Source organism: Dongia sp. (assembly GCF_041918875.1).
GTDB lineage: Bacteria > Pseudomonadota > Alphaproteobacteria > Dongiales > Dongiaceae > Dongia.
Genome location: NZ_JAYRUV010000005.1, coordinates 132,319 through 157,970 on the forward strand (window position 1 = coordinate 132,319; position 25,652 = coordinate 157,970).

The following is a 25,652-nucleotide window of genomic DNA, read 5'->3' on the forward strand; positions in this document are numbered from 1 at the left end:
CCATATGCGATATTTCGTCTATTGCCGGAAGTCGTCCGAGGCAGAAGACCGACAGATACTCTCTATCGACTCCCAGAAGGAAGAGCTACGCCGGGCCTTTGAAAAGGTCCCGGGGATTGAGATTGTTGGCGCGTTCGAGGAAGCGTTCAGCGCGAAGGCGCCTGGCCGTAAAATCTTCGATGAAATGCTGAGGAGAATAGAGCAAGGAGAGGCAGAGGGAATAATCACCTGGCATCCTGATCGCCTAGCGCGCAACTCGGTGGATGGCGGTCGGATCATCTATTTGCTCGATCGAAAAATTCTAAAGGAACTGAAGTTCGCAACTTTCACTTTCGAGAACAACTCGCAAGGTAAGTTCATGCTATCGATCATATTCGGGTATTCAAAATACTATGTGGATAGTCTGAGCGAGAATGTGAAGCGGGGCAATCGAGCGAAGATTGCCCGAGGGTGGCGGCCAAATCATGCGCCAATTGGGTACAAGAACGACCCCGCGAGCAAAACAATTGTAAGAGATGAAGATCGCTTCAACATGGTTCGTCATGTGTTCGACCTGGCGCTTTCGAATACACGCTCACTAAGGGGTATGGCCCTCGAATCTCAAAGATGGGGACTTAAAACGATGCGCCGCCATCGTATCGGCGGTCGATATCTCGGGGTAAGTGCCATCCACAACATGCTAACTAACCCCTTCTATGCCGGCATCCTCTCTTGGGCAGGGGAAATGTACCCCGGAGCGCACGAGCCGATGGTGACTTGTGAGGAGTTTGATCGTGTGCAACGCAACCTCGGCCGCGTGGGGAAGCCATCTCCAAAAAAGCATTTCTTTCCATACACGGGGCTTATCCGGTGTGGTGAATGCGGGTTGATGATAACGGCTGAGCGCAAGATCAACCGCTATGGCTACCAATATGTCTACTATCACTGCACTAGGAAGCGTCTGGACTTGCGATGCACCCAACTGTCGATTACAGCACCCACCCTTGAAAGCGCTTTTACTCAGTTTCTCGGCTGCATTTCTATTCCGCTAGAGCTGCATGAATGGGCGCTGAATGAGATTGAATCTCGAATGGCTTCGGGCGAACTCGGGATCAAAGCGCTGATCCATAGCGGCCAGAAAGCGCTGGATGCCACCAAAAGAGCGCTATCGAATCTCACATCACTCCGAGTGAATGAGATGATAGACGAAGACGAGTTTTCCACAGAGCGAAAGCGGCTTGTCAATGAACGCAGGCAACTCGAACAGCGCCTTGAATCAATCAAAGAGTCTGGCGAGTGGCTCGAACCTGCTAGAGCTTTGCTATGCTTTAGCAGTAGAGCGCTGGAATGGTACCGCGATGGCCTGGATGATACGAGGCGCCAAATTATTCAAAGCGTCGGCTCGAACCTCGTCCTAAGAAACAGAAAATTGAGCATTGAGGCCAGAAAACCGTTTGTCATTGCGACGAGCAGTGGTGTTCGTTCTGAGCTGCTGGCTGCCTTGAACGAATTCCGCAACCTTTTTCAAGCTCAAGATGCGGAAACACTTGATACGGTTGAATGCGTCAAGTCTATCATCTCCAAGTGCGACAAGCAGAGTGAGGTGAAAAAAGTTGCATGAGCAGAATTACTTCTGCTTCTTTTTTTCTTCTATCTCGCGCGGTGTCTTTTTAATCAGCAATGCGTAGAGCTCAAGGAGATTTGAAGCCATTTCGCGTGCTTCATCATTTTTAATTTCTGTCGCAAAACTCTCTCTCCAGAGCGCTTTAAATTCTTGCAGTGAGCGTTCATTAATCTGCATAGAATTGAGATTAGTGGCGAACCTGGGTCGTCACACGACCGAGGAACCTGTCGGGTTCGTAAGAGTTAAGGTCACATGCTAATGATCGAAGTGGGGCTGTCCACGGCTATGAACAGGCTCAATTACTCCCGGCCAATTGCACTCTATTCCAGAGAAAAATGATTATCGGCAATCGGAACAATCGATCCGTTGCGGAATGGATATAGATCGATTTGACTCGACTTTTTCGAGATTGAATGTAACAATTATGCAACGGATGACTGACTTCTGACGGGTTGCAAAATGTCGGAACGGATTGCATTCCAAGATATTTCTATAGCTCGCCGCTCTATGATGAGCGGCAAGGAGCTTTGGTGGAAATGTCGACGAAACCAATACAAATTGTTAAAAGCGGCGCCGCTTATTTTTGTTTAAGCGGCTTTTTTTAACTTTAAACATTCGGGAGAGGTGTGCACCCGAGTTTCTAGAAAGAAAAGAAAAGCCCAAGATCCCGGTGGAACGAGATCTTGGGCGGCCACACAAACTGATGAACTTTACGGAGCAATCAGATGTGCAGCGAGCAGGCGTACTTTGGCCTTCTGTGGCTAATGCTTCGGGCTGAAGAGTCGGATCGCAGATTGGGGCACAGCCCATCTGCCAAAAAAGTAGCATCCGACGTGTCGAGTGATGACCCCAACAGCTCAACCCCCTTGGCCGCGAATCCTTTAGAATTATACAGAACTAGCCCTTTAAATCAAGGGGATAAGACGCGCCCTTGATTGGCATGGTGATGCCCCGGCTGAAGCGAAAGCGCGAGGCTGCTGCCATCAAACAGCGTCTGATAGCCGGCGAACATCGCCGGAAGAAATGAATTTCGTTCTAACAACGGAATTCATAACGCTAACCAGTAAAGGAGACAGCCATGGGTTGGTTTGGTTTCGGATCTGGTGAAAAGAGTGACGGCGAAACCGGAAAGGTTTCGGATGTTCAAGTGAACACGAAGACTGACCGTGCTGACCGAGTGACTGACGTGCTTGTTGCCCGGTCTGGTGACAACGCCCACAAGAGCCATGATCACTACTATGAAAAGAGTAATGGCTTCTGGGGCAAATCGAGTAAGGGTAAGAGCTAGTGGCTGCGATGCTGGGAAGATTGTTCCAACTCAGAAGCTCGACCGCTGAGGTCTTCCCAGTTTTTTATCCCGCTCGGATGCTCAACTGGACGATAGCCAAACACGACAAATAGATAGAACTCAGATAGGAAGTCCACGATGTCCTGATCACGCCGCGGTGCATCGTCATTGTTGATGCTGACGAGCATTTTAGCCACGTCTGCCGAATTCCCGCGTTTGGCGTCGGCGATCAGTAGCTTCACAAGCTCCACATACAGCTTTCTTGTCATATATTGGGAAAGTGACTTAATAGTATAACGCTTACAAAATTCTCTAACTGGCCTTTTTCTTTTCAGCAGGTTTCGTTACGAGACTAATACTCGTGGAGCCACAGGTGCATCGCAGCCCTTCACGCGACCCTCGTTCTGGTGTGACATAGTAGAGCCCATGACAGTCCGGACAAGAAAATGCCGTGATGAGCTCCTTGAATGCCGCTACCACTGGCCTGAAGTCGTTGGGGCCGAGAGCCGCCCATTCATTGTAGTGGACGGCGGGATTGATCTGCCATTGTTCCACGTTGGACTTCCCTGCCAAATCGGAGAAAGCCTTTTCACGCTCATCGACATTCGTATGGATATCCGTTTTGCCCCAAGACTGAGCAGCCTCCTTTCCGGCCTTTAAAGCTCTTCGCATCCCAGATATTGCCCCAGGCATGAGCGCACCGAGCTCAAACTGAGCATCTCCTCGAAATTCGACTTGGGCACGTAAGCGATGACAAGCCTCGGCTGAAATATATTCTAAATAGTGGCGCAAGAGTGCCGCGGCCGCCCGTACGTCGTTCTTCGCGAGATCATTGTCGATCTCCTGCCAGAGATCCAACTGATCCCACTCTGTCGGCCCTTGATCCACCGTCCATTTTCGGAAATGAGCTGCTGATGACGAGGTGATAAGACCCGCCGTCTTCATATGGCGGAGCCAAATGTGATCATGTGTGGTGAAGATAAACTGCGTCTCTGGGAATTTCTCTTTGAGCAGTCTGCAAACCTCTCGCCGATGCCCGGAATCCACTGACATGAGAACGTCGTCAAGAACAGCAAAAGTAAAACCGGCGCCTAGGAGATGCTTCATAAGAGCCAGATAGAGGCATAGCCCCATACTGTCTTGGTGGCCTTCGCTATGATATGCACCAGGAGGGAAATAGCCGCGACCATAAAAATCGACATCGAACCCGAGCTTCCCGATTGAAGGCGTTAGCTGGGCACGAAAGTCGCCTTCATCTTCCTCATTGATAAAGCGATAGAGATCACTAAAGTCCCTCTCAACTTCTTTATATATTCCGTCCAATACGGTAGTGCTGACCTTCGCGTAGGCATCGAAAATGCGACGCGATAACTCTGCTCGCTCCTCTGCTTGCTTGAGACGGAGAGATACGGAACGATAGGCCTCCAAGCGTTCTTGACTAATCGTGAGATACTCACGGGCGGCATCTTGTTGAGTTGGCTCCGGCAACACCTTGATCGCAGCATCAATATCGGAAATCAGACTACGCACCTCTGCGGGAACTACAGTGAATGCGCCAATCGTAGAGATTGAAGAACTAATCGGAAGAAAGTCTGCGAGCCGTTTCGCCCAATCGCGAACCTGGGTAAAGTATGCACCTAGAATTTTAGTATCGATTGGTGGCTTCAGAGATTTTCCGTAACTCGCCGCGACCTTTAACGCCTCGGTGATCTCTTCCAAGCGCCCGATGATCGGCTCAAGCAATTCCTCAACCGCAGCTCGCTTCTTCGATATCTCTTCCAAGTGCGTCAGTTTAGCATCGACGATTCTCCGAAATTCATCCGGAGTCCAAACCGTGTCGCAAACCGGGCAAACCTTTCCATCGAACAGCTCAATTGCCGTGGTCAAGAGTTGCTCACGCGTAACACCGCTGGAGATAGCGGGATCAGCGTTCAGGGCATTGAGTTGTTCAAGGATTATCTTGATTTGATCATTGGTCTCCGTGCTTTCAAGTTTTGTAAAAGCATCCTGGAGCTTCTTCAAATCTGCGATCGCCTGGGCCTTCGGGACTTGCCTGGACAGCTCTGCCGCCGCAGTTGTCATGCCGTCTTTGAGGGATGTTGCCGACGTTAATTCGGTGAGCGGCGGAAGGTCCAAGATGGCGCGCCACGCATTGGCTGCACCGAGCAATTTTTCCCCACTTATTTGCGGAATATCCAGAGCTCCGAGTAACTGGTCTGACGCTAGAGTCTTTTCGCGCTTGAGCGGGTTCACTTCCTTTCCCGAAGCGTTAGAGATTTTCTGTAATGATGTTCGGACATCTTCGACTTGATCCAATCGAAGTAAGGTCTGAACTTCCTTGGCTCGGTCACCGGGAGTGGAAAGGATGTAGCGTATGAGCTCGCGACGGGAGAGAACGAACTCTGGATGGTGTTCAAGTTCACGAAGAGCCTTTAGAACATCTGCATCATTGGGTGTAATGGTTGGGGTAGACGGATCTTTGACGCTTCGCTCTATAGTCGCCGCTTTTTTCAGTGAAGGAATTGAAGCCGTGAGTATGACCTTCGCTTTGTCAGGTCGATTCCTACTATCAACATGAGGGCCATGATCCTTTATGGAGATGCCACCTGTTCCTCGGCCGGCCAATCGTGAAATGCTGCCCGTCAGGGCAAACTCGATAGCGTCGACAACACCACTCTTCCCGGTTCCGTTTGGTCCACAGACAGCAAAATTGCTCGCTTTGAGGTCGAGTGTCAGATCTCGGATACCCCGGAATTCTTGGATTTGTATTTTCTCTACGCGGATCATGATGCTTCTTCACCAGGAAAAATGGCCTTTAGCAATTCGCGGTCGGATAGCGTTCGATTTACTACGATCGCTTTCCTGAGCCGCTCAATTAGCTCTTTGGATTCACCGTCAGCTTCGAGCTTTTTGATGAAGCTCTCGAAGACTTGGGTAGGCACATCCCCGGACTCTGGTTTTGCTACCATCGACCCTTCCTTCAAATCTCGTGGGGCGGTCGTCATAGAGACATTCTAATCCCATGGTTGTAGGAATGCCAGACGGTCAGTTCTGTTGAAATTGCTTGGCTGAGGTATTTGAAGGTCATGCGCCTCGGCGCCTGGATTTGTAATGTGCCGAGATGCATACAACTCCATCAAACAAGATTTCTTATCTCGGCCGAAGCAACTATCGAAATGATGGCATCAAGTTCGGAATTAAGCAGGGCGATCGTCTTTCTCATATCCACATCATCGGGAAGACCGGCACAGGAAAATCCACTCTGATCGAAACCTTGATCCGTCAAGATATTGAGGCTGGCCGAGGCTTTGCGCTCATTGATCCGCACGGGGATTTGGCCGCCCGAGTCGCAGCCCTCGTCCCGGAAGGGCGGCATTCCACTTTCACCTATCTGAACGTGCCGGACCCGACGCAACCTTTCGGGTATAACCCGCTTCGCCATGTGCGGCCGGATAAGATACCGCTCGCAGCGGCGGGCCTCATTGAAGCGTTCAAAAAGATCTGGAGCGACGCCTGGGGCGTCCGCATGGAGCACATACTTCGCTGCGCTCTGTACGCACTCTTGGAGCGTCCGGGCTCAACGTTGAACGACATCCTCCGGATGCTCTCAGATCGAACTTTCCGCAAAGAGGTTGCTGAACCGCTCTCTAATCCGCCGGTACGGGCATTCTGGCTGCAAGAGTTTGAGAAATACTCGTTCGGCTATCGCTCCGATGGTGCTGCACCAATCCAGAACAAGGTTGGCGCCCTACTCGCTAATCCAACCTTAAACCGTATCCTAACGAAACCAACCGAGGACATCCGCATCCGCAAGATCATGGATGATGGTGGCATCCTCGTCGTAAACCTCGCGAGAGGCCTCATTGGAGAAGATAGCGCGACTCTTCTCGGCGCCCTCATCGTAACGACCATAGGGCTCGCCGCCTTCAGCCGGGCCGACATGCCGGCGGCCCAGCGCTGCGACTTCTTTCTCTATATAGACGAATTCCAGAACTTCACGACGCTGGCGCTTGCAAACATGGCATCAGAGCTCCGTAAGTATGGCGTCGGCCTGACCTTGGCCCACCAGCATCTTCATCAACTGGAACCCGATATCCGTCACGCAATCATGGGCAACATGGGCACGCTCATTTCGTTCCGTGTGGGGCCGGAAGACACCGCCATCCTTACTAAGGAGTTTCTGCCAAAATTCGACACCGAAGACCTCCTCAATCTGCCGAACTACCAAATGTACCTGAAGCTCATGATCGACGGCGTACCCTCACCACCCTTCAGTGCTGTAAGCCTTCGCCCGTCGGAGGCCTCATGATTTGTAATCGGAGGGCCTTGAGGTCATAAGGCAAATCAGAATATGCGCTTGTATCGTGCATGGTCCGGGCAAGCACCGAATAGGCACCGGATTTCTGTGCCGCAGGGGGCCGGATTAACTCAGCGGTAGAGCAGTGGTTTTGTAAACCGAAGGTCGGGGGTTCAATCCCTTCATCCGGCACCATCTTATGTTCAACCATGATGTCCGATCCCCGAAGGGCCTGGCGTTGATTCTCGCAGCGCTCCGACGGGGTCAACCCCTCAGGCACGCGTAAATAAGCATCTTCATCGGTCCCAGATCACCTCATAGGCAAGGTATTCGCTAAAAACACCACGAACCATGATGCTCCCGGCACCCACGGTCATGTATCTGTATCGCTCATCTTGAACGAGGACCCATCCTTCGGAATAAGCCCCATCAGCTATTACGAGGCGCTGCATCGCCCTGCTCCCGACCTCTGGCCATACGCCAGTATCCGGCGGTGTCTCAAAATGCTCACGCTGCAAGTCATTGAGGGTCGGGAGTGGAGCCACGAGCATGTGATCGGGTTCGGACAACTGCGGCTCGTTCAGCTCGTAGGCAGCATGGCACCGTGCGAGCTTGAGGGCGACCCGTCGGAACGGGTCTTCCTCTGGGTGCCATGTTATGATCCTGCCGCCGCCCAAAGTTTCCGCCTCCCGTTTCGCCCTTTCGATCCGACCGCGCAAGCTTCCGTTCCTGCGGAGGGCCTTCGCCACCTTATCTCTGTCCAGAATGTCTGGGTCTGTTGTGCCGCGGACCACGCACTCGATGAAGCAGGCGACGTACTCCTCATCAGCGGAGAATCCGTTGTTGCAGATTGTGCAGCTCGGAACGGTCGGCCGGGTGAGCGGGTAAGGCAAGTCAAGGAATACCTTAGAGGGCGCGTGGTCCTGCGTCTCGGTCGGGCCACCACAGTGGACGCAAAAGCCGACTTGTCGTTCGTCGCCGAAATTGGGGAGTTTTTTCATTTCATCGGCCGTTGCCGAGCTCCGTGGCTATGGGACTGCTTCGATCCACGCGAGCCATCTGGACGGAACACGGCAACGGCTCAATCTTCTTCCTTTTCCTCGATTTCACCTTCGACAGGCTCGGGTGTTTCGTTCTCCATAAGATCGATATCACCACTTTCCCATGCGTCGACTAAGTCTTCGCCTCCGACCGTCACGTCGACGGTCCGTCCCCCGAGATTAAAGTCAAGGATGCACATATCGCCCGGCTCGGCGCCAAGGCGCTCTAAGGGCTTTGCCAAGCTCCAAACGAAGTTGTTCCGGGCCTTCAGGACGGTTCCGAACGCTTTCCCGTCAATGCGGATTTCCCACTCCTTGCCTTCGACCATGCTCGTCGCAAACGCCGGCAAATGGACGGCGCCGCTCGTCAGCATGCTCCGGTTAATCTGGATCGCGCACCAAAGTGTGCCACGGCTCGTCCAGCCGGAGTCGGCGCGCCGCCGCGATCTAGAGATTTCAGCAGCAATCTCTTCTACGACGCCGGGTTCTATCTTCGAACCGACAAGCGCGTACACGCCACGAACAACCCGGGTCAGTATCGGCGATATCGACATATAAATGCCGGCGGTTGTTGGGTTCATGCCAGCGGCTATACAAAGTTCCTGCAAACGGTCCCATCGAAGAACAGGACCATGCGTCTTGAAAACACGAAGGAACGTGTCCTCAGCCGATCCGGGTTCGATGGCGTCGGCAAATGTCTGCTGGGCGACCACCTCGTCCCCTGAGACGTGCGCCAACCCATTCGCGTCGAGAAATTTAGCAAGCACTTTCGTCGGCGGTACCGATTGCAGCCGCCGAGATTTGGCGGCCGCTCGACGTAACTCGCCGAGATGGATAGTAGGACAAACGAAAAGCGCTTTAGAAACGACGTTCGACAAGCGATTGCGCGTGGTTGCCTTCGAAAATAACCACCGGCGCTCATCATCGAGCCATATATTGGCCCCGCTCTTCGAAATCATATAGCGGACGCCGTCACGCTCGCCCTCGGGCACACCAAGCTCGTCGCACATCGCGTCGAAATTGGCGCAACCGCGAGCCGCAGTCAGTCTTTTGCAGAGCCTGAAAAGACCGTGCAGCCTGGCAAGTCCAGGTTCTTTGCCGTAAACAAGCTGCCCACTGATTGTTCGACGTTCTAGGCCGAATTCGATCCCCAGTTCCTCGCACGCGGCTTCAAGCCCGGACGGGTCGAAATCGGTCCGGCTGATCCTGGCCTTCCTCAACAGCTTCGCCAGCTCTTTCGGCGTAAGAGGGCCGACTTGCCGCGCCGCGTTAACGGCACGAGTAAGCCAAGGAAAGTCGATCTTGTTGGCCCTGATTTTGTTGGTCGTCTTGGCGGCGATCTGTCGGACACGCTCGCGTGTGATGCCGTACTCTTGGCCGACGGACTCGAGCGTGCGCCGGCCGGCACCGGACCATCCCAGGAGCTTGACGACCATTTCCGCATTGCGCCCATCAATGACCGCCGAAACGACACCGCTCAATTCCTCTTCTAGAGAGGACGCCTGAATTTCCGGGACGACTGTTCTTTGCGCTTCCACTTGGGCCGCTTCGAGCGCCGCGCTCGGTTCATCGTATGCAGTCTGGGCGACCTTACGGTCCCAATCGGCTATCTCTGTTCCAAATGAAAGACCGATGGCCGCCAAGCGGCTCTCTATCTCGGCAACGGAATGTTTGCCACAGCTTTGCAACTTACCTATCTGTGCGGCCGTCCTTCGCACCAGCTCGCCAACGTAGGAGATATGCGCCGCGACCAACACGTTGCTTGCGCGTACAGAAAGCCGAAGATCCGACACGCGAAGAAAGAACTTGGCCTGGGTCTGCCCGTCGTAGTCTCGCAGGTTCTTTGAGGGTGCAGCCTCTCCCAGCGGCGGCGTCACCGAGGCTTGAGAGCTTCCGAACCGCAATCCGTGAACCGTCAGCACTTCCCGCAGTTCGGCGACGGACTTCCTTCCGCAATTTTGAAGACCCATAAGGCCGGCCTCCGTCCAGGTCACCAAGTCCCCGAGATAAACGATATTGGCGTTCTTCAAGACGTTGGAGGCGCGAACACTCAGCGCGAGCGTCGACACGGGGATCGCAAGCGGCCCGCCGACCGCCTCCAACACACCATGCTCGAGCTCAATTGCCTCGGTCGCCGTCATCATGGACCTTACGCTTTGTACAAGCCCGCGGCGGAACGCGAGATGCGGTTCAAAGTGTCGCGAATGTCGAATATCGGATCGTTGATATCGATATACTGTTCGGCGGCCGCGAGTTCCGAAGCCAGCGCAATCGCGTATTCCGAAAAGGCGACTTCGTAGGACAGCCGGCGAAAGGCGATGTCCTCTATTCCGCCGATAGACTTAGCGTTCGCTATCTGCGGATGATCCAAATTGATGTAAATCGTCCGCTCGTCGTGAACATACTTCGCTCTGGGCTCGTCGGCTCCCATATTTCTGAAATCGACATGGAAGCCGCCCCCGGCCGAAGGTCGACTTTTGTTTCGAGTCTTCGCCTTGGTTTCCGTCTCTTCCGCCGACCGTTCAAGCGCCGGCGTCGGCTCGACCTGCGTGGGATCGGGATTCGGACTGGGGTTGGGTTCGGGGTCCGGGACGTATTCCGACTCGGTGGTCGTCACTTCATTCGTTGCAACCGCAGAGAACTCGTCGCCCTTTACGATAGCTTCGCCGATTTCGGCGACCGCCTTGGCTTTTTCGATCTTGTCTTTCCCGCCGGGCACTTTAGCCATCGTGCTTTGCACCTGCTTATGCCAAGCGTCAAAGTCTTGGTTGATGATGCGGGCGATTTCGCTGGCCTCTTGCTGCAGCTTCTGGTTATCGCGTTCGCGCCGACGCTCTCGATCCGCTTTCTCGATCTCGCGGCGCACGCTCTCGATATGCGGCCCGATGAAAGCGAAAATCGCGGCAACGAGTTCGTTTTTCGGATTGAGCTGCATCGAGCGGCTCATATCGAACGCCGGGATAAGGGAGTTATCTTTGCTCAGACGCTCCACGTCGATTTCGCCGAAGATATGGCTGGCGAAAGGCTTGTTCTCGCAGCCGGCCAGACTGGTCGAATGCCAGACGGTATCGGACAAAATAGCGATGCCTTGCCATTCCGGCTCCAAAGGGGCTTGCGCAATTTTGACGATGAGCTTCGTATCGCCGAGCAAGGCCTCGAAGGGTGTGCCTTTGGTGGGGAACTCTTTCGCGCTCGAATAGGAAGGCTCGACAACATTGCATTCCTGCCGATTGACGACAACGCCGGCATTCGGCCACCGCGCGATGTGGCGCTCGACGTGCCGGACAATGGCGCCGATATCCAGTTTCTTGAGATAGATGCCTTCGATCTCGATGCGAGTACCGTTGGGCTCGCGGGTCGGGACCTCCTCTTCGAGAACTTTCACCGGGATGCTGTCGCCGTCGTCCGCGGCTTCGATATCTTTCCGCTCCAATTCGACTTTGGAGCGCTTGCCGTTACGAACGGTCGTAAGGCGAAGGGTGGTGCCGATCCCAAATGCTGCGGACTTTCCGGTGCCGAACATGCCGCGGCCCGCCCTGCCGGCCTTCCGGTCGGTATTCTCGCCGTGCATCTGAAAATACCGGCGCAGGTCCGCAGCGGTCATACCGCGGCCGTTATCTTCGATCACGATTTTATGCGCCTTGGCGTCGACCTCGACGTTGACGACGGGCTGCGTACCAGGATCGATGTACTGCAATCCGTTCGAGACATATTCCCACACGACGTTTTGCTCAGTCTTGAAAAGGGCAGCGCTTTGTAGCAAGTCGCGTGCGACGTGACTGGTGACTTTCAGGGCTGAAACACTCATTTCTTGCTCCTTACCAGTTGCGCGGCATTGGCGACCGCAAGGCTCAATTTCGGATCGTCGTGAAAAGCATTCTCGGTCTGCGCGAGTTTGCGCTCTCTCGCCTGACCTACGACATAGTCATCTAGGCGGAAAAATCTTTCGGCTTCGGGAACGGTGACTTCGACGGCGCGGCCTTCGGCGACCTTTTTATAGGCCGGTTCGGAAAGCATTCTAACGCGATCGCGCTTCATACGTTGCTCGTCCGCTTTGGTCAGGCGAACTTTACCGAGGTTCATTCGCTCTACAGTCTCGACGGTTTTTTCGGCAAACGTCGTGCCCGCAAGGGTCAACATCCATCCCTCGTTTTTCGTCCCAGTGACATAGGAGCCATGATCGGGCTTCGTCAGATCCCAAAGGTGCTTGTAGATAAGTTCGAGGTCGATCTGCTCCTTGTATTTGCGCCAGGTGAAGCGACCGGGCGCAATCTCGTTCGCCTTGACGGCGATATCTTCCATGTCGACGCGCTTTTTTGCTGCACCGGCCATATAGGCGGCGATGGCGACGATATCGCTTTGCGCCATGGTGGCAGTGCCGTTCTGTTTCTCGTTTTTTTTCGCCATTTCCCCTCCTACTGCCCACCGACTAGCCTTCAAAATTGATTGTGATCTTGATGGCTTCCACCGGCACGCCGGCCGCTTCCGCAATCCGTTTGCGCGCGTTTTCGACTTCCGCCTTCACATTGCCGGTGCCGTTGCGCGTATCGATGCGAGGAGCCGTATCGACGACCGGAGAGGTTTTCAGTTTGTACCGCTGCCACTTACGAGCATAGTCGTTGGCTTTGCCTGGACCGCCGGCCTTGAACCAGAGATTCCAGGTCTTGTTGTCGCCGCCCGTTTTCGGGTTTCCGTCGAGCCATTCCTGATGGGTGCGACGCGCCTCGGCCTCGACTTCGGTGGTGGGGAGTAAATAGCAATCGACGTTGCCCGGCGTGCGCTCAACTTCGGGCATAACCATAAGAATCCAGTCGGTGCCCTCGATATTCAGCTTCGCATCTGCGGTCGGGCGGTCGCCGACGACGATCAGGACGTGATCGTTGCAGGTCCGCATCCGGACCGTTTCGCCGTTCGAAAGGGCGTACAGCATCGCGCGCCCCTTGCTGGGCTGCCGCGTGAGCGGCTTGGCGGCCGCGTTCATGGCGGCAAGTCCCGCCTCTACCAAACTGGAACTTTCTACCTTTTCCACCTAGATACCCCTACAGCGCTTGTATATGACGTATATACTTTCATATACTCTACGTTACAAGGGGTATTTAGATGTGTAAAACTATTTTCGGGATTTGAGGCGACTGAACGTGATCGGCGCCTTGAGGCGGCGATGAGGATGCCGGCGATGATCGCGGGAGCCGCTGAGCGGGGAACGGGGCCTGCTTACCTGGAGCGATAGGCCCGGACGGCTTTCGGGTCCAAGTCATCGGCGGGCGCCAGCTTGTAGTGACGCCGGCAACACTCGAAAATTCCCTCGCACACTACGGTTGAGTAGGTATAATCACGCACTAACAACGCGTGTGGGGAGAAAACGACAGTCGGGGACAATCATGAAACTATTGCTTCGCCGGAATCAGAAATCCGGAATGCTTTCGAGCTCTATCACGTTCACGCTCGACGCGCGGGCTGAGCTCGCAGACGCCGAGTCGGAGGCGGTCAAAAAGTATAAAATGGGCAAGACCATGCTCTATCAAAAGATGGAGCTCAAAGATCCTGGCTCTGGACTAATGGGGCTCGCTTCGCGCCTTGCCTTTAAGATGATGAATATCACCGTGACGGTCGATGAGCTCGTGAGCGGCAAGCATATCGAGTGCAAAGACATCATCGAAATGCGCGCCGTCGAGGAGCAGATCAAGGAAGCCTGCGAGAATTTCAAGGCGATACTCGACACCGCCGCCCATTTCGGTGGCGAAGAGGTGCTCGAAATCTAGCGGCCCCATTTCCGGCGCCGCCGTGGCAAAATCGATCTTTGGCGACATTATCGCCAGCCTCAAGAGCGGGTGGAATTTCCGATTCCCCTGGTACTCCTCCGCAAGCGCCGTTCGACGGGGTTTCCGGAACCCCTTCGTTACCGAGGCAGAGCGGGAGCGGGCGGAAACGCAAGCGCTCTTTGACACCACGCGACGCGAATTCGCCGCATCTCCATATGCAGTTGAGGGTGCAGCCGATGATTTCATTTACGCGGTCGTCGTCGAGGCGTGTGAACGCGCCGCCGTAACTCCCTCAATCGTTCTCGGCGAAGCATTGTGGATCTGCACCCGAGAATTACTTATCGCGGAAGGCTCGATATTCGGGTTTGCAGACATCGATCCACACGCGTCGCTGACCCTTGAAGAGGGCCATGCGCTTCGGGACTACCTCAACCGCAAGCGTCGCTTCTTGAGCGATCACGTTCGGCTCATCGAAATTTGGCGGGAAAAGGTAATACGGATTTTCGAAGGAATTCTCGGATATTGCCCAGCTGTCGTGCTCGACGGCGATGAAGATGAAGCGCCGGCACCGCAATCGGGCTTCACCGCGTCGCTCATCGATCTCTGCGAGACACCTCCTGAGGTCATTGAGCGCACGCTAATGACAATGTTTGACGATGATGTTGCAAATGCGCGCCTCTTCGATCCCATCAGAGAGGTGCTTGACCGGAACGCGCTCGCTGCATCCGGTATACCGCCTGATCGATCGCACAGTTCGAGTAAAGCCATTGTTCTGCCAACGGCTCAACGGAAGAAATCGAGTGCCGAGCTCACCGCCGCTTTCCTTGGGAAGACTCCGTTCGGGGAGCTCTTCGAGAGCCGCTTCCCGTTTGATATTCCGTACCCGGTTCGCTTCGAACATACGCTCGTTGTCGGCGGGACCGGTCATGGCAAGACGCAACTGCTGCAACTCCTCATTCACCATGATTTGGCGAAGGCGCGAGAAGACGGTCGATCGATTGTCGTTCTCGATAGCCAAGGTGATCTAATCCGTACAATCGCGCATCTTGCGGAATTCTCTCCGGGGGTGGCTGATAGCCTTTCCGATAAACTTCTCATCATCGATCCGAACGACGTTGAGTACCCGGCGTGCCTCAATATGTTCGATTGGAATCGCGAGCGGCTCGGAAGCTTTAGCCCAGTTGATCGCGAGAAGGTACTGAACGGTACGATTGAGTTGTACGAATACCTCTTCGGCGCCCTCCTCGGTGCGGAGCTCACCCAGAAGCAGGGCGTCGTATTCAAGTACCTTGCCCGACTCATGATGGAGATACCTGGTGCCACGGTTCATACCTTGCGCCAGCTCATGGAGAATGGGGAGCCGTTCCGTCCATACATTGCAAAGCTGCCAGGCACGGCGAGAAGTTTCTTTGAGACGCGCTTCTTTGATCGGAGCTTCAATGAAACCAAGAAGCAAATACTCACGCGACTGTGGGGCGTTCTGAGTAACGTCACGTTGGAACGAATGTTCTCGTATCCGAAAAGCAGAGTTGATCTCTTCGAGGCAACCAACAGCGGCAAGATCATTCTTATCAACACGGCGAAGGAGCTCTTGAAGCAAGAAGGGTGTGCGATCTTCGGGCGGTTCTTCATCGCCCTCATTGCCCAAGCGACGATACAACGCGCGGCACTTCCCGCACACGAGCGACGCCCGACGTTCGTCTACATCGATGAAGCCCAGGACTATTTCGACCAGAACATTGAACAACTGTTGAATCAGGCCCGAAAATACCGGGTTGGGATGGTGCTTGCGCACCAGAACCTAGACCAGCTTGCATCGGGCCTGCGCTCTAGCGTCATGGCAAACACCAGCATTAAGTTTGCCGGCGGCGTGAGTGCCAAGGATGCTTCAACATTCGCCTCGGAGATGCGGTCCGATGCCCAGTTCATCCAGGGATTTCGGAAGCGAAGGGGAAAAACAGAGTTCGCCTGTTTCGTCAAGAACCTGACGCCGCAAGCGATCGGTGTGGAGATTCCGCTCGGTCGGGTCGAGAGCTTATCGACCGTTTCCGATGACGACTATACAGCCCTGATTACCCTCAATCGTGCGAGGTATTGCGCACCCGTTGCGGCAATCGAAGCGCTTGATCGACAATCACAACAAAAGACTATCAGCCCGGGTGCGTCGGATAGGCCATCGGCAAATCACACGAAGGTACCGCGCTCTGTCGACCGTGGAGACGAGAGGAAAATTGAGCGGACAGTATCAGAAATGATCACGCCGCTTGGAACGGTACCGTTTGAAGAAGCGAATGCAGTGCGTCTAACTACAATCAGGCCGGAGAGGTCGCGGGCACCGGTACGAGCAGAGCCGGCGCCCCTCGGCCGTGGGGGAAAACAGCACCGATACCTCCAGGAGATTATAAAGCAAGCCGCCGAAGAGCGAAACTTTAGAGCGATCATCGAAGAACCTATTCTTGACGGCGCGGGGAAGGTCGATGTTTCGCTGACGCTCGGCGATCACCGGATTGCCTGCGAGATTTCGGTAACGACGGACTATGAACACGAGCTTGGTAATATCGAAAAGTGTCTTGCCGCCGGATTCAATGAAGTTGTTCTCTTAGCTCCCCAGGAGCGCCGACTTGCGGCTCTTCGGAAATTCGCCTTGCTGCAAGTACCCGAGCCGGACCATGGCCGCATCCGCTTTCTTGTCCCGGAAGATTTGATCGCTCATCTTGACCAACTCTCTGCCGCAGCACTTACGACGGAGGGAGCAGTGAAGGGGTACCGGGTCCGCGTAACGCGCAAAGTAATGACCGAAGCCGAAACGCTAATGCGCCGGCAGGCTATCGCAGCAGTGATCGCACGGTCTTTGAAGAAAGATAGGGAACGGTAGCTTTTGCAGGCTAGTGGCCGGCGTCGCAGCGTGTTGCCAAGGCTATGCGAGCACCATTTCTCGCAGCGCCGCCTCGATCTCATGCTGGCTGCGCTTCCGCGCCCCAGATTTTCGGTCTCGCCGGCCGATGACCACGGGGACCTCCCAGAACGCAGCTGCTGCGCCCATTTCGAGCTCAAGGAGCTTGGGGTCGCCGAGAGATATCGTCTCTGTCGGGCGGCGAGGCTTGTGACCAGTAGCCCTTAGTACTTGCGAAGCGATTGCTCTCGCGAGCGGCGGTGGGACCGCGTTTCCAATCTGGCGAGCCCCGTGCCATTTGGTGACGTGGAATCGAAACCAGTCGGGGAACCCATGCAGCCGGGCCATCTCACGAACGGTTACGCAGCGCGCGTATTTATAGTGAATCGGTCTGGGACTTGTGAAGGCACCTCGCGCGGAATCCGTGCCTGCTCGAAGCGTGTTACTTACGCCGTTCGCCGACAGCCGAAAGAATCGGCTGATCGGTTCGACGCCAGCGTTTTCGGTCTCCGCAAACCGACGCCGCGATATCGGCGTATGGTCAGTTCGTGTACTTGAGGTAAGCAGTCCCGGCACCCACTTTCGCACATAACCATAATGCCAAGAATCGTCCGTCAAACAACGAAGCTCCCGAGCATAGGCGCTTGGCCTACTCCACCTGGACACCTTCACTGAGTCAGACATCAAGAGGGCTTCGAACATTTCAGCATCCGGCAGATCGCCCAAGGCATCCGCGCACGTAGGTCCAATAGGTAGGCTTTCCAGATCGTCATCATCGTTTGCGGAGCGTGTGATCGGCGCCGGATACGTTGGGAGTGTAAGTCCCTTGCGAGCGCCAAGGAGAAAAAGGCGTTCGCGATCCTGCGGCACGCCGTAGCGAGCGGCATTCAGAACTTTCCATGGCGCAACATTGTAGCCTTCGGCCTTAAACTCCGAAATGAGCTCTTCAAGAAATGCCCTGTGCCTGCCAACAGTAAGGCCTTTGACATTTTCGAACACGAAGTACCGCGCTTCTAGTTCGACGACTATCCTGACAAACTCGCGTACCAGTACGTTTCGCGGGTCGTCGAGCGCCCGCTTACCGATCATGGAGAATCCCTGGCAAGGCGCGCCGCCGAACACTACGTCGACTTTTCGCGAGCCGATCCCAGCAGCGTCCCGAATTTCTCTGCCGCTTAAGCCAACAACCGACTTCGGCAGCACGGCGCATCGGGGAAAATTAAAGGCGTGCACGGCCGAATGAACGGGGTCCATCTCAACCGCAGCGACAACGTCAAAGCCGGCTTGTTCGAATCCGAGTGATAGTCCGCCCGCTCCTGCGAACAGATCGATGCCAATCGGCCGCTGCATTGTTGATCCCCGGCTAACGCGACTCGGAATTTCGCGAACATTATTCGAAGGGAGCCTACCTCATCAGAATCGGACTGTCGATCGAATTTTTCTGGGTGTGCCCAGAAATCGTATGGCCCGATGCACGAGGACATCAAGGTTCGCAGTTTCACACTGCCAGATGACGAGCACCTTCCAGCCGAGCTTGCTGAGGGCGGCTTCGTTTCGAGTATCGCGAGCGCGATTGGCCGCGATTTTTGGCCCCCAATAGTCGAGACGGCTCTTCGGCAAGCGGCCTTTGCGGCATTCGTGGCCGTGCCAGTAGCAGCCGTGGATGAACAGGATCTTACGCCGCCCCGGAAATACGATATCGGGGGAACCGGGCAGATCCCGGAGGTGGAGGCGATATCGGTAGCCGAGCCCGTGGAGCATCCGCCGCACGACCATTTCCGGACCGGTGTCCCGTGTGCCTACCGACTGCATGATCTTCCGACGCTGCGCGGCACTCCGGGTATCCGTCATCGTGAAGCACCCAACGGGTCAATCCTTCGGTTTTTTCTGCCGACGCGAACGATTTTGGCCGGTACCAGACTCACCGTCCGCTGGATCGGTTGCCGCTAGAAAGCTGTACCGCCGCTCTCGTTTCACCTTTATGGCATCGCCATCTACTCCGAGCTCGAATAGGTGAATACGCTTGTCCGGTAAAAATTGAGCTGAAACCGGCCGCGCCTTTAGCGACGCAAACTTCTGGTGCGACGCGCAAAATGCGACATCCTGTTCGGTCTGAACAATCGACATCTTGTCCTTCTTACCCTTCGCCTGGACCGGAACGACATACCCCTGGCCTTCGCTATCTTGGCCCACATAGAGCTCGTCGATTTCGATCTGACCAACGCCTTCGACCGTGGTTCGGAGGTGGTTCTGAAGGCTATGTGCGGTGATGCCGAGGAAGAGATCGATGAGCCGGTTGTATCGGACCTTCGCGAGTAGCGCTTGTTCGTCGTCGAAGGAGTACTGGGCGATGATCTCCGGAGTGGCTTCGTATATCTGTACTTCCGGCGCGTTATCGTCCGGAACGATGTATGGCGATGGCCCCAGCACGAACTTATACTTCCCCTTGCCCGTGAGCGTCAGGCGCCAGAAGAGATTCTCGCCGGGCGTTTCGGTCTCCCGAATCTCTGGAGGCATGGGCCGCCGGAATCGGTAGTCGTAGATTACCGCGCCGATGTTCTTGTGCTTCTCGATTGATTTGCCAGAGGACTGGTCGTCCTCAAGAGGCTCTTCGTCGCTCTCCTCTTCGATTTTTTTCATCGCGGCTTTGAAAATCTCGGGCCTCTCCCGCTTCACCTCCTCAAGCGCCCAATCATAGTCGTCGCGAGCAAACTCAATTTCGGTAACGCCTTCACTGTAGTTTCGGAAGAAGAGCTTCACGATCACGAGACGATCAAGACCGACCCGCCTCGGTTTGCCGCTTCCATCCCCGCTCTTATGCTTCTTGCCCATGCCGACCGACTCCTCCTGCTCCGGTCAATCATTACTTAAAATTGGCGGTACGGGCTAGATGCTCAATCATCTGTTATGCTCACAGACCGTCGCACGCGATCATACCGGGTCACCTTCCCCGAACAGTCCCTGGCGGTCAATTTCGGCGTTAAGACCTTCTCGACCGAAGCGGTTGCCCATCTCGGAGACCATTTCCCGGAGAACTCTGCCCATTCGATCAACTGGCTCGGCACCGGACTCGACCGATGCGCCGACTATGACCGGGGCGAACTCTGCTAACTTCCGGTACTCCACATACTCGGCGGCGAGCGAAATCAGGAATTTCTGACGTTTCTTGACCCGTTCGCGCCTTGCCTCGTCCTTACGTCGGCGCTCGTCTTCCTCTGCCTTGAGCCTGGCCCTCTCCATCTCCTCTGCCCTTCGAACCTTCACGGCCGCTGCTGCTGTAATCAGGGCGATCATCACTTCGCCGAGCGCCTCCCCGAGACTCTTGCTTGTTCGATCATACCAGCGCCCTACCAAATTGACGTTGTTGTAACGATACTGAGACGGATCAGTGAGTTCGAGAGCGAGGCGACCGGAGGGATAATAGTCGTAGGTGGGCCATGCTTTGCGGTCCGCTGAATATACTTCTGGCATCCGCTGATGGTCATCGTTGTATCGAGACTGCTGAACGAGCTCATCCTTCGTCGGCGTATGAAGCATCTTGCTCTTAGTTTCATAGACCCGAAGTTCGAACGGTATTTCCTCAATCACGACGTGGATGGTATTGCCATCCATAGTGAGGGCATTGCTGCGCTGCACTAAAGCACTGGCCAATGTGTCTAGCAGGATTTCTACTCGCTCGATCGAGCTCGGCCCGATCTGAATGGGTGGCCAATAGCCACCAACGAATGTCACCAGGCCCGAACTATCCGGCCGGGCCTTCCGAAGGGCCTGACCCACGGCCGCCGCAACCGAATGGAGTTTCGCTGGCCGCGCTGTCGGAACCTGGATTTTGCGTTCTGGACGTGCTTCCGCTGCAACCGCCGCCTCGTGGGCCGCCGCGACCGGCGCCGGCATCACCTTCGGTGTCCGGCCGGATAGATCGATCTGGTCCTCAATGTCGTCCCGCAACGGCGGGAGCGCGGGCTGACGCACTTTCTTGCCATGCGCGAGCTTCGCCCAGTACCCGAGCGGCGGGGTCGGTACATCGTGCTTCACACAGATCTTCCGCAGCCCGACGTCCGAGAGACCGAAGCTCTTTGCGAGGCGAATCATTGGCGTTTCCCAAACCAGGGCATAGAGTTCGGCGCGTGTCATTGGGACTCCTAATATTCCTTTCGGGTTGAAGTACTGTCTGGGGGAGTGCGAGGCGCAGCCGATGCCGCTTCCATTTGCTGCTCGTTGCGATCTCACGGTCTGATCGGGTGCAAGCGGCATACGTACTGGCAGGTCCTAAACAGCCATAGCTGCCTGCCTGTCTTCCGCTACATGTCCCTTCCAGATCCAACACCTCCGATTAGCGAAAAATCGATTCGACACACCTCTCTTTATATATTATCATTTATAGTTGAATTGTTGGAGGCGGGCCATGCACGCAGTTCGCAAATGGTTGCACCTTGCGTTGGTATGGAGACAGAATGCCTCCAAGTTTAAGCGCCAAATTGCAATTTCTGCGCTTCTTGTGCTGTCGGGCTGCGCCTGCTGGTCAAAGCCAAGTTCCATTGGAGAGTATCAGTTTAGTGTTTTGCATCCGAGAGCGGTCTCCATATACAAGCCCGTTGCTGGCCTTCCTCCGAGCGATGACCGCCTGTTCCTTTATTTAGCCCTTCAGAACGATGGACGGCCCGAGGCACCCCTGTGTTTTGCCTGCTGGAGTGAAGACAGCAAGCGTTGGCAATGGACGCCTTTTAAAGATCTAGTCCCAGTGATTTCAGTAGTTTCAGAAGATGCCCCTATTATTGGGACGCCCGAAGTTCGGATGGCAGGAGTTAGTGGGAAGACGATCACCCCAGGGGGACGCTTTCCAGAAATTATTCCTGATCCAACTGACTTTCCTTATAATGAAGCCAACTATTCAAGGGATTTCGCAATAGTAATTCATCCCGACCGAAGCCAGATCGGTGCTACGGGATATCTAGCAGTTACAGTTTCCGTTGCGCGCCGTGACCAACCGGAATCGGGAGATGGGTTAGCGCAGATTGCGTCCTTTCGTATTCCAGTGACTGTTGTCGATCAATTTCGTCCTGAAGCAATGACTCCAGAACCATCGGAGCCACCGCTATGAGCGTGAATGGTGGTTTCGGGGTAATGGTTCAGATCTCCGAGCAAACACTTCAGGAGGCAGTCGAGTCCTTCGTTTCTACTCAGGCGAGGCTTTTCAAGGTTGACATAAATCGGACCATCCCATTATCCGAGTACGGCATCGAGCATTCATTGATCCTCGCCACCCAACTCGCTAATCCGAAAATCAGCCTGCTCACTCCCGACGCCATTGACCTAGTATTCACTGTGGGCGCGATTGCTCGATATCAAACAAGAATGGTTGCTGTACCTGGCGGGCCAACGCCGACACCGCCACCTGAACTAGATGTCATGCTGCAAGGTCAAATTCATGTGCGGGTCGCTGGTGCGTTCGTTGTTGCGGCAGATCACAAGTATATGGCGCTTGACTTGCGTCATTTGGAGATTCGATCGTTCGCCATTTCGGTCGGATCCTCTAATGTCCAGCTGCCGGCAAGTGCTACTGCCGTACTCTCGGCTCTTGCAAGGCGCTCAGCAGTTTATGCTCTGTCAAAGAATGTTGGGCGAATACCTGTTTCGTGGACACTGGGGACAGACATCCCGATACTTGGACACCTTAATTTACCAATAGAATTCTCGTATAGAGTAGTTGCCCAAGGAAATGAAAGGGCTCTCGCCTTACTGCTCCGCGTGATGAATGAACCAGTAGATCTAGATAGCGTCCGCTACGCTTTGGACGAACCATCTGATACTGGGGTTTTCCTTGAACTAAGCCTCATAAACTACGCCCTCGGAAGGTTGGGCCAGGCATTAGAGGGCTACCAAATCTTCCCAGACAGCGGTGGCGTAAAGGGTGATCTAATTTTCCATGACGCGCACCTGCATGTGGAGCCAGGGTCGTTTGTTCTAGACAACATTGAAGTTCAATCGCGAACATTGCAGCAAGTAGAACGCCTCATAGAGAAGTTGATATGTACAGCCATTGATCCCTGTGACGCGTACTGCGAATCTGTGTTCGAGACAGTATTGGAATGGGTGCAGTTAGATCAGCTTGCAAATGCCCACGGAAGATTCAGCCCATACATCGATAGCGGACATTTTCGTGTGGACGCGAGCGGAATAAGCGTGAATCTCGCGGCCCCCGTTGCCCTGCTTGTCTTTCTCGCCGCAGACAGCCTAATCCCGTTGGGTGGTGTAATAAGCGTTGTCCTCATGGTTGTCGGTAAAGTACTTGCCGATAGAGCCGTAGAGAACATGATCGATGAAAAAGACTGGCAGCTCATTATTGATCAGCCAGTTCCTGGCACTGGGCTGCAAGCTCGCGCTATTCCACGATTAGTAACTTGGCCCGATGGCGCGTTTGCTGTTATGGCCGAGCTCCACCTCACTCCTGTATCATGAGCGCAGCCATGGCCAACGCTCCATCGATCTTGAAACGCAACCCCGAGTACGATTTGCAGGTCGGCGTAAGGGAAGCATTTTTGAATGATGCGCTGGCACTCGCAATGTCCACAGGAATCGTGCCGTCCAAGTTCAATTCATCACTTTTCATTGTCGAGCCGACAATTGATGCACGAGTCAGTACTACCGTCACCCTTCAGATCCTGAAAGCAGAGCTATTTTCTGCGCCGGCGGCTGATCGTACGATCGGTTTAAGAGTTGAGTACGATGGAAACATACGCACAGAAGTAGATTTAGCGGAGTGGACATTTCAGGGACCAAGTGGGGTCTATATTGACCCTGGAATAGATGAAGACTTCGATATCCCGTTTAAGGGTACCTTCGAAGTCACGGCCGATTTGATAGTTGCCGAAATTGACGATTCTCATTTGCTGACGATCAATTTTGGGAGACTTACGCGATTCGATCTCCACAATATTGGTGACCTGGCACTTGGTGCTGACTTCAACGAGTTAGTGCGACGTATCTTTGAACGTATAGGCATAGTGAAGCTGCGCGAAAAAATTAGATTCCCAGGACTAAATGGACTGGCTGGGTCGCTACCGGCGCCGCTTAAAGCTCTGCTGGACTCTGCCTCTGGCCAACTCGGGCTACTTGACCTGAAGATTGTTGGCGGAAGTTCTGTGCAGGACCCGGATGAGGTTCATATCTTGCTCCAGGCTCAGCAAAATCTCGGGCATCAGTCCTACGCTGACGTACAGTCCCTTTCTAAAGATCAATTTGATGTTGCTGCGGCCATTACGCTGAGGTGGCTACAACAGATCGAACAAGACTTCTGGCTCGGCGACGTAATTCCTCGTCGTTTTAATGACAAAGGCCGACCAGATCAGAATGGAAAAATTGACGTTCTTCGCCTGAGTGCCACATTTCTAAAGACAACAATTCAGGTGAGAACGAGTCTTCAGAGAAAGCTGGTTGGACTGCCGATCCGTGTAGATGCGACGCTTGAATTTCGGCCGCGCATAGACGGTGGCCTTCTATTCGTCGACTTAGTCTCATCTGATATTGATTTGGGTCTTGGTTGGGCTCGAAGCACTGGTTGGGGTCTGGCGTTCTTCGTCTTTCGCGAATTAGCGGGCCGACTTCTGCTCCGTGCAGTCAATGTAGCACTTGAACCGTGGGTGAATGAGCAGATTGAACAGTTCCTCGACGGGCGCGGCGTCGATCTTCGCCGGAGAATACTATGGACTGGAACACCCTTCAGCGTAGATCTCGTGCCCAGTGTCGCGATGGTGTCACCTCAGCAATTGCTGCTTGGTGCAAGACTCCAACTTCAAAAGTGATGAGCTAACACCATGGAAATCACGATAAATGACAAATCCTCAAGAAAGACTGCCCAACCGCAAGGTCCCGAACCAGTGGATGTCTTTGGCTTTGGGTTACTAACTTCAGGTAGCATTGCGGGAGGAAAGCTAACGATTGTCACGCTGCTTTCCAATCGGTCTACATCCGACGTAGCCGTGGAATGGAAGGACAGCCACATATTCCACGTATTGATAACCGATGCTCAAGGCGGAAAATTTGATGTCGGTACAATCCTACCCCCACCAATTCCACAAGCGCCGACCAATATTCCAGCGGGGACTGATTTTACGATTGTCTTTCCTATAGACACAGCAAAACCGCCGTACGCGGGCAACATCTCCTTCGACCCCATCAAGTCACCTTATCGTTTTGATTTCGAGATTAACGCGACGAATTTTACGTTCTCAGCTTCGACGTTGTTGGTGGTGACGTAATTTTACTGTGGCGCATGGCCTTGCCGTTCTAGAGGTTCTGTCGATGGCTAGACTCGTTGTTCCTGAATTGCAAAGAGGCCGCCTTGCTGCGCAATCGCCTGAAGACATTCCACCGGATAAATACAAAGATCGTTTAATTAAGTACGTTCCGGCTGAGTCGATAGCTTTCTATGCGCTGACGGATAGGTTTCTCTCAAGCTACTATGGCCTAGATCCATCCGGCGCTACCACCACTCGACCTGCGGATAATTTGATGTTCGCGGTAAGTTGGGCACTATTGCTCTTAGGCGTGCTTGGAACTCCGTTTTACCTTTGGAGGCAACGTCTTCCGGGTCAACCATGGAAACTCCACGTCATCTTGTCGACGGTCGCCTTTCTATTTTGGGCTTATACTTTGGGCGGCACAATCTTCGTCCTCCACGGCGTCTTTAGCGTACTTCTGGCCGGTATTGTCGCGCCGGTCTTCACATTTATCGCCGGTGCATTTGAACCAAGACATTTGTAAGGAACG

General features: G+C 54.3%; 23 protein-coding genes and 1 tRNA gene. 11 read left to right on the forward strand and 13 right to left on the reverse strand.

Features of this window, described 5'->3' with window-relative positions:
* Positions 1-4 precede the first annotated feature (4 nt).
* A complete protein-coding gene (locus ACE3TY_RS07280) occupies positions 5-1,600 on the forward strand; it encodes a recombinase family protein (protein WP_374652284.1) in 1,596 nt (531 codons plus the stop codon).
* Between the two features lie 6 nt (positions 1,601-1,606).
* On the opposite strand, the gene ACE3TY_RS07285 is transcribed toward ACE3TY_RS07280, so the two are convergent.
* A complete protein-coding gene (locus ACE3TY_RS07285) occupies positions 1,607-1,780 on the reverse strand; it encodes a hypothetical protein (RefSeq protein ID WP_374652285.1) in 174 nt (57 codons plus the stop codon).
* A 901-nt stretch (positions 1,781-2,681) separates the two neighbouring features.
* Here ACE3TY_RS07285 and ACE3TY_RS07290 point away from each other — a divergent pair.
* Positions 2,682-2,891: a hypothetical protein gene (locus tag ACE3TY_RS07290; protein WP_374652287.1), complete on the forward strand. Its 210-nt coding sequence runs from the start codon at positions 2,682-2,684 to the stop codon at positions 2,889-2,891.
* Here ACE3TY_RS07290 and ACE3TY_RS07295 read toward each other — a convergent pair.
* The 3 genes from ACE3TY_RS07295 to ACE3TY_RS07305 form a co-directional block, all read right to left on the reverse strand.
* The gene (locus ACE3TY_RS07295) at positions 2,888-3,133 is read right to left on the reverse strand and encodes a hypothetical protein (RefSeq protein ID WP_374652289.1); all 246 of its coding nucleotides are present in this window, start codon (positions 3,131-3,133) and stop codon (positions 2,888-2,890) included. The two genes, ACE3TY_RS07290 and ACE3TY_RS07295, sit on opposite strands and share 4 nt — an antisense overlap.
* Positions 3,134-3,203: 70 nt before the next feature.
* Positions 3,204-5,678 (reverse strand): AAA family ATPase, encoded by a 2,475-nt coding sequence (locus ACE3TY_RS07300; protein ID WP_374652291.1) that lies wholly within the window; start codon positions 5,676-5,678, stop codon positions 3,204-3,206.
* Positions 5,675-5,860 (reverse strand): hypothetical protein, encoded by a 186-nt coding sequence (locus tag ACE3TY_RS07305; RefSeq protein ID WP_374652292.1) that lies wholly within the window; start codon positions 5,858-5,860, stop codon positions 5,675-5,677. The genes ACE3TY_RS07300 and ACE3TY_RS07305 overlap by 4 nt, the downstream gene beginning before the upstream one ends.
* Positions 5,861-6,012: 152 nt before the next feature.
* Between ACE3TY_RS07305 and ACE3TY_RS07310 the strand changes: the two genes are divergently transcribed.
* Positions 6,013-7,200 (forward strand): type IV secretion system DNA-binding domain-containing protein, encoded by a 1,188-nt coding sequence (locus ACE3TY_RS07310; protein WP_374652294.1) that lies wholly within the window; start codon positions 6,013-6,015, stop codon positions 7,198-7,200.
* A gap of 108 nt (positions 7,201-7,308) precedes the next feature.
* Positions 7,309-7,383 (forward strand) — tRNA-Thr (locus ACE3TY_RS07315).
* A 101-nt stretch (positions 7,384-7,484) separates the two neighbouring features.
* Here ACE3TY_RS07315 and ACE3TY_RS07320 read toward each other — a convergent pair.
* From ACE3TY_RS07320 to ACE3TY_RS07340, 5 genes are all read right to left on the reverse strand, one after another.
* Complete coding sequence (locus tag ACE3TY_RS07320) at positions 7,485-8,189, reverse strand: hypothetical protein (protein ID WP_374652296.1); 705 nt, start codon at positions 8,187-8,189, stop codon at positions 7,485-7,487.
* 80 nt (positions 8,190-8,269) lie between these two features.
* Entirely contained in the window at positions 8,270-10,372 is a 2,103-nt protein-coding gene (locus ACE3TY_RS07325) for a DNA-directed RNA polymerase subunit alpha C-terminal domain-containing protein (protein WP_374652298.1), read from the reverse strand.
* A gap of 5 nt (positions 10,373-10,377) precedes the next feature.
* A complete protein-coding gene (locus ACE3TY_RS07330; RefSeq protein ID WP_374652300.1) occupies positions 10,378-12,036 on the reverse strand; it encodes an ATP-binding protein in 1,659 nt (552 codons plus the stop codon).
* Entirely contained in the window at positions 12,033-12,635 is a 603-nt protein-coding gene (locus ACE3TY_RS07335) for a hypothetical protein (protein WP_374652302.1), read from the reverse strand. Before ACE3TY_RS07335 ends, ACE3TY_RS07330 begins: the two co-directional genes overlap by 4 nt.
* Before the next feature lie 22 nt (positions 12,636-12,657).
* Complete coding sequence (locus ACE3TY_RS07340) at positions 12,658-13,257, reverse strand: hypothetical protein (RefSeq protein WP_374652304.1); 600 nt, start codon at positions 13,255-13,257, stop codon at positions 12,658-12,660.
* 352 nt (positions 13,258-13,609) lie between these two features.
* On the opposite strand from ACE3TY_RS07340, the gene ACE3TY_RS07345 reads away from it, so the two are divergent.
* Both ACE3TY_RS07345 and ACE3TY_RS07350 read left to right on the forward strand, forming a co-directional pair.
* Positions 13,610-13,990: a hypothetical protein gene (locus tag ACE3TY_RS07345; protein ID WP_374652305.1), complete on the forward strand. Its 381-nt coding sequence runs from the start codon at positions 13,610-13,612 to the stop codon at positions 13,988-13,990.
* A 22-nt stretch (positions 13,991-14,012) separates the two neighbouring features.
* Positions 14,013-16,865, forward strand: coding sequence for a type IV secretory system conjugative DNA transfer family protein (locus tag ACE3TY_RS07350; RefSeq protein ID WP_374652307.1), 2,853 nt, complete (start codon positions 14,013-14,015; stop codon positions 16,863-16,865).
* A gap of 42 nt (positions 16,866-16,907) precedes the next feature.
* On the opposite strand, the gene ACE3TY_RS07355 is transcribed toward ACE3TY_RS07350, so the two are convergent.
* From ACE3TY_RS07355 to ACE3TY_RS07370, 4 genes are all read right to left on the reverse strand, one after another.
* A complete protein-coding gene (locus tag ACE3TY_RS07355; protein WP_374652309.1) occupies positions 16,908-18,233 on the reverse strand; it encodes a DNA cytosine methyltransferase in 1,326 nt (441 codons plus the stop codon).
* 63 nt (positions 18,234-18,296) lie between these two features.
* Positions 18,297-18,734, reverse strand: coding sequence for a very short patch repair endonuclease (locus ACE3TY_RS07360; protein WP_374652311.1), 438 nt, complete (start codon positions 18,732-18,734; stop codon positions 18,297-18,299).
* An 18-nt stretch (positions 18,735-18,752) separates the two neighbouring features.
* Positions 18,753-19,715 carry a hypothetical protein gene (locus tag ACE3TY_RS07365; protein WP_374652313.1) on the reverse strand — a complete coding sequence of 321 codons (963 nt, stop codon included), beginning with the start codon at positions 19,713-19,715 and terminating at the stop codon, positions 18,753-18,755.
* Between the two features lie 99 nt (positions 19,716-19,814).
* The gene (locus ACE3TY_RS07370) at positions 19,815-21,017 is read right to left on the reverse strand and encodes a hypothetical protein (protein ID WP_374652315.1); all 1,203 of its coding nucleotides are present in this window, start codon (positions 21,015-21,017) and stop codon (positions 19,815-19,817) included.
* A 271-nt stretch (positions 21,018-21,288) separates the two neighbouring features.
* On the opposite strand from ACE3TY_RS07370, the gene ACE3TY_RS07375 reads away from it, so the two are divergent.
* Genes ACE3TY_RS07375 through ACE3TY_RS07395 form a run of 5 tightly spaced genes read left to right on the forward strand, consistent with a single transcriptional unit; the run spans position 21,289 to position 25,646 of the window.
* A complete protein-coding gene (locus ACE3TY_RS07375; protein ID WP_374652317.1) occupies positions 21,289-21,984 on the forward strand; it encodes a hypothetical protein in 696 nt (231 codons plus the stop codon).
* The gene (locus ACE3TY_RS07380; protein WP_374652319.1) at positions 21,981-23,342 is read left to right on the forward strand and encodes a hypothetical protein; all 1,362 of its coding nucleotides are present in this window, start codon (positions 21,981-21,983) and stop codon (positions 23,340-23,342) included. Before ACE3TY_RS07375 ends, ACE3TY_RS07380 begins: the two co-directional genes overlap by 4 nt.
* A gap of 8 nt (positions 23,343-23,350) precedes the next feature.
* Positions 23,351-24,685, forward strand: a complete 1,335-nt coding sequence (locus ACE3TY_RS07385; protein WP_374652321.1) for a hypothetical protein — start codon at positions 23,351-23,353, stop codon at positions 24,683-24,685.
* Between the two features lie 12 nt (positions 24,686-24,697).
* Positions 24,698-25,141 carry a hypothetical protein gene (locus ACE3TY_RS07390; protein ID WP_374652323.1) on the forward strand — a complete coding sequence of 148 codons (444 nt, stop codon included), beginning with the start codon at positions 24,698-24,700 and terminating at the stop codon, positions 25,139-25,141.
* A 43-nt stretch (positions 25,142-25,184) separates the two neighbouring features.
* Complete coding sequence (locus tag ACE3TY_RS07395) at positions 25,185-25,646, forward strand: hypothetical protein (protein ID WP_374652324.1); 462 nt, start codon at positions 25,185-25,187, stop codon at positions 25,644-25,646.
* Positions 25,647-25,652 lie beyond the last annotated feature (6 nt).